At 38.4% G+C, this 3,951-nt stretch carries 4 protein-coding genes and 2 pseudogenes; 2 read left to right on the plus strand and 4 right to left on the minus strand.

Annotation, left to right across the window (positions count from 1 at the left end):
- Window positions 1–223: pseudogene (locus tag H5202_RS18715) on the minus strand (sugar ABC transporter substrate-binding protein); the annotation flags it as partial.
- Window positions 224–894: 671 nt separating this feature from the next.
- Between H5202_RS18715 and H5202_RS24370 the strand changes: the two are divergent.
- A pseudogene (locus H5202_RS24370) lies at window positions 895–1,023 on the plus strand (IS91 family transposase); the annotation flags it as partial.
- 257 nt (window positions 1,024–1,280) lie between these two features.
- Here H5202_RS24370 and H5202_RS18720 read toward each other — a convergent pair.
- The 3 genes from H5202_RS18720 to H5202_RS18730 form a co-directional block, all read right to left on the minus strand.
- On the minus strand, window positions 1,281–1,679 hold the full coding sequence (locus tag H5202_RS18720) for a hypothetical protein (protein WP_182773396.1): 399 nt from the start codon (window positions 1,677–1,679) through the stop codon (window positions 1,281–1,283).
- A 100-nt stretch (window positions 1,680–1,779) separates the two neighbouring features.
- Complete coding sequence (locus H5202_RS18725; RefSeq protein ID WP_182773397.1) at window positions 1,780–2,505, minus strand: hypothetical protein; 726 nt, start codon at window positions 2,503–2,505, stop codon at window positions 1,780–1,782.
- Window positions 2,506–2,619: 114 nt separating this feature from the next.
- Window positions 2,620–2,946 (minus strand): hypothetical protein, encoded by a 327-nt coding sequence (locus H5202_RS18730; RefSeq protein ID WP_182773398.1) that lies wholly within the window; start codon window positions 2,944–2,946, stop codon window positions 2,620–2,622.
- Window positions 2,947–3,134: 188 nt separating this feature from the next.
- Here H5202_RS18730 and H5202_RS18735 point away from each other — a divergent pair.
- Window positions 3,135–3,951 (plus strand): IS110 family transposase (locus H5202_RS18735; protein ID WP_182773399.1); only part of this gene is annotated, 817 nt, incomplete at its 3' end.

Genomic DNA, 3,951 nt, shown 5'->3' on the forward strand with positions numbered 1-3,951 from the left:
GATTTATTACCTGATCTTGCATCCTAACATTACTTATCTCTGGTCCCCGATATATGCATTCCACGCCTTTTATTTCAGCGGCGGCATCTATACAGCCAACTTTACTTTGCTCAAAAAAAACACCATTAAATTTAGGTACCACAGCAAGCTTCAATTCTTTTCCATAGACAGAAAATATGGGTATTAGACTAAAGACAACAAACAGTACAAGTGATCTTGCCATACCCCCTCCAGAAATAAATCAGAGCGCTACTTTGCTTACAATAAAATATAGCAAATGAATTCATTTAAAGATATGAGCTGAAACGGTATTACCGAACATATCAGTGTAGGCTAATCGATATAGTTGTGTTTTGAACTCCCCTATGCGTCAGAATAGCAACACCATACCAGTAACCAATTGGTTCTAATTTTTGAATGCCTGTCTTAATTTTATGGCTTATTTGTTTTTGGGTCATTCCAAGCATCAAGCGTTTTCGCAGACATTCAAATGGAACTGGTTGATAACGTTAAGGCAGCGAAAGTAAACACAGGCATTGTGAATGATTCTACAGAGGTAATTTGTCAATAGTTCATAGGCTTAAATGCACCGTGTTCTAAGTTAACAGCTTACTTTGGTCGTTTAATAAAACGCTCGTCACAGGCGATAAGTGACGAGCGCTTTGGTTAATCTAGATAATAGTTACGGACGACATTTACCAAGCCATGTCTAGAATTTGACGGTTAATGGCTAAATCGACTTTACCCGATTCAGATAAGATGATCATACCGTGTACTTGTAGTGCATTAATGACAATATCGAATTGCGCCTTTCAACACCATGATCACGTGAGCAAATGTTTAAACCAACCAGCTGAAAGTGTCAACTATCATGGGTGGCCATGTTAATTTGTTGGGGCAGTGTTTCCAATCATGCCCGAGATAAAGCGCAGATTAGCGACGCGCAGCTGCCCCTGTTGTCAGCAACCAATGCGCTTTATGGGCATAGTGAAACGACCGACAAACTTACGGCTCATAACCTAACGCTGAAAAAACAATAAGGATAATGGCTTAATCAATACTATGGAGGAGTTAATATAAGATACTGAAAGTATAGCGTTAAAAAATTAGCAGAGGAGCTAAGGGAGCTTGCTGACTACAGAAAATTAGCACGATAACTATCACATCAAACAGCGCGTTTTCTCGAGCTGTTAATTACATAATAAAGAGTCACTCTCAGGTGTTCGGGCTTGTTCAACACTTGGGATAGGACGCGGCTTCGCGCGGCCTATCCTTATTAGTTATGTGTATTGAGCATTAAGACTACTTTTGAACCAAACATTAGAGCTTTTAGTAAAGAGAAGCAACAAAACACCTAATTGACTGAGATTCGTAACAGCACTTAAAAAGGCAAACTCAAATGGCAATAACGAAAATTGCTGAAAATTTATAAAGGTGTTGATTAAGCTAATAAGAACTAGAACGGAATAAACTATCCGAGCCCAATTTTTGCCTTTATTAATTTTGTATGCGAGCCAGAACATTAAAATAGTAGTAACAGCAAATGAGATGTATTTAGCTACAGTATTTGGCATTAAATCAGGCACTTTACTAGCAATGATTAAGATCGAAACTAGGCTAGCAAGCCAACTAACTACAATAAGAATAATTGTAATATTTATACTTTTAGGTTTATCCATAACCTTCCTCTGAGATTAAAACATTACGATGACAGATAGATACACATAACGCCAGCAACAGCGGGCGTGTTTAAAGTTGATTGAGTGAAACGAAAGCAGCTTAAAACCGCTCCGACTGCTTGCTTTTGTTAGCTACGGTTTTACCTTTGATTTCAATGTGCATGTGATCCCAATCATGGCTTGACACCACTTCATAGTCTTTAAGGTTTGCGCAGCGTGTTATTACCAGTTTCTTCAAATTTGGTGCAAAATATAGAATCGATTCGATTGATTCTAGATTTCTACAATAATGAATCTGTAACTCTTCTAGGTTTGATAATGTTGGCATGCCCTTCAGAGAGCTGGGATTGCACCAGTTTAGGTCAAGTTGTTTCAAATTTTTAGGCAACTCGATGGCGTTGTAGGATTTTTCTTTTGGTTTAAATCTCCATATGTCTAGCCCCTGAAGAGAATCTAACTCTCCAAGCCCACAATCTTTTCGAACAGGATGCCAAACGGCCTTTTGAAGCTTAGGGAAGTTCGAAAAGTCTATGGCTGGACGTTTATCATGGATGCCAAAATATGCCAAATCACTTAAGGAGTAAATTCCATTTATGTCTTTCAGGCCTATTTCCCAAAACCAAACCTGTTGGATGAGTGGTATTTGGTTTAGAAAATCTAAGTCTTCTTGCTTAAACCCAAATACGGGGCAACCAAAAGTTCCAAGAATATTTCTATCTTGAATCTCCCGAATACAGCTTTCGATTTGGTTAGTCTCAATCCCCAAGGAGTGAGTAATTCCCAAATCTTCCGTTTCTAAATACTTTCCGATTCTTTCGATTGGCATAATGTAAAGTAGCTAACGCCTAATTAACAGGCAAAAAATTGTTGGCTAAAATAAGTGAACGGAGTGAACAAAAAGCCAACTGTTTTTTGTCCTTGTTTAATTTCTTGTTATGTTTTATTTGCGCCTAAACTTGCGGAATAAGGCATTAAAGTTAATACCAACCCCCATAAAATTAGGCTTAACATCAATAATGTCTTCATTATTTGTAGTCGAATTAATTTCTTTCTGTTGTTTAGAAGCAAGCCATTCTTTACCGTTCATATTTATTTTAGGCTCTAAAAAGCTTAATCCACTTTTGCTACAACAATCTATTGCGTCGATTAGACCATTATCATGTAGCTCTTTGACTACACGAACGTCTAATTGTGAAGTTGTTTCGTTTACAGTGTTTATATTAGGGTTTTCAATTAAAAACTCTAAAGTTTCAATATAATCGTCCATGCTACCCTTAAAACATAACGCTAAATTAAACGGCAAAATAAGTTGGATTGCTTTTTTGCGTTACTTTGCAAAAAACGAGACAAGCTTTATTTTGTCCGATTGAATGCCTTGATACTCATTGAGCCTCCTCCCTAGCAAGCCGCATCAGCGGTATGCTTAAGGTGACTAAACCAACAGGAGAAAGCTCAATGAGATTTTATAATAACTCACATCCATACTACTGTGGTATCGATTTACATGCACGCTTACTTTATGTTTGCATCATTGATTCTAAAGGGGAAGTTGTTGTTCATAAAAAGATAGGTGCCAGCAAAGATGACTTATTACTCATACTAGAACCCTATATCGGCAATGTGATTGTCGGCGTTGAGTGCATGCATTGCTGGTATTGGGTGTCAGATTGGTGTGCTGAACTTGGGATTGATTTTGTACTAGGTCATGCGCTTTATATGAAGGCGATTCACGGCGGTAAAACCAAGAATGATAAAGTCGATTCCTTTAAAATTGCCTCATTACTGCGTGGCGGTAATTTCCCAATAGCCTACGATTACCCCAGCGAAATGCGCGCTGCCCGTGACCTATTACGTCGACGAATGAAAATTGTTCGTCACGGTGCCATGCTCAAAGGTCATGTGGTTAACACCAACAGCCAATACAACTTGCCTGCAACTGAGTTAAATCTTAAGAACATTTCAGCAAGACAAAAACTTCGTGAGCAGTATCAAGACCCTATCGTGCAGCGCAACATTGATTTAGATATGGCGCTACTTGATTGCTATGCCAAAGAACTCGCTCAAGTTGAATGGTTCATTGAAAAACAAGCCAAAAATCATACTCCAGTGTATCTAGAACTACTTGAAACTGTACCAGGTATTGGCAAGATTCTGTCACTGACAATTTTGTATGAAATCGGTGATATCTGCCGATTTGAGTCAGTGCAAAAGTTCGCTTCTTACTCTAGATTGGTCAAATGCAAAGCTGAATCGGCGGGTAAAACCTACGGTA

It is taken from the genome of Shewanella sp. SG41-4, assembly GCF_014164505.1.
Lineage (GTDB): Bacteria > Pseudomonadota > Gammaproteobacteria > Enterobacterales > Shewanellaceae > Shewanella.

Excerpts from the sequence above, each read along its gene's own strand:
- H5202_RS18720 (WP_182773396.1), bottom strand. The coding sequence starts at position 1,679 with ATGGATAAACCTAAAAGTATAAATATTACAATTATTCTTATTGTAGTT.
- H5202_RS18725 (WP_182773397.1), bottom strand. The coding sequence starts at position 2,505 with ATGCCAATCGAAAGAATCGGAAAGTATTTAGAAACGGAAGATTTGGGA.
- H5202_RS18730 (WP_182773398.1), bottom strand. The coding sequence starts at position 2,946 with ATGGACGATTATATTGAAACTTTAGAGTTTTTAATTGAAAACCCTAAT.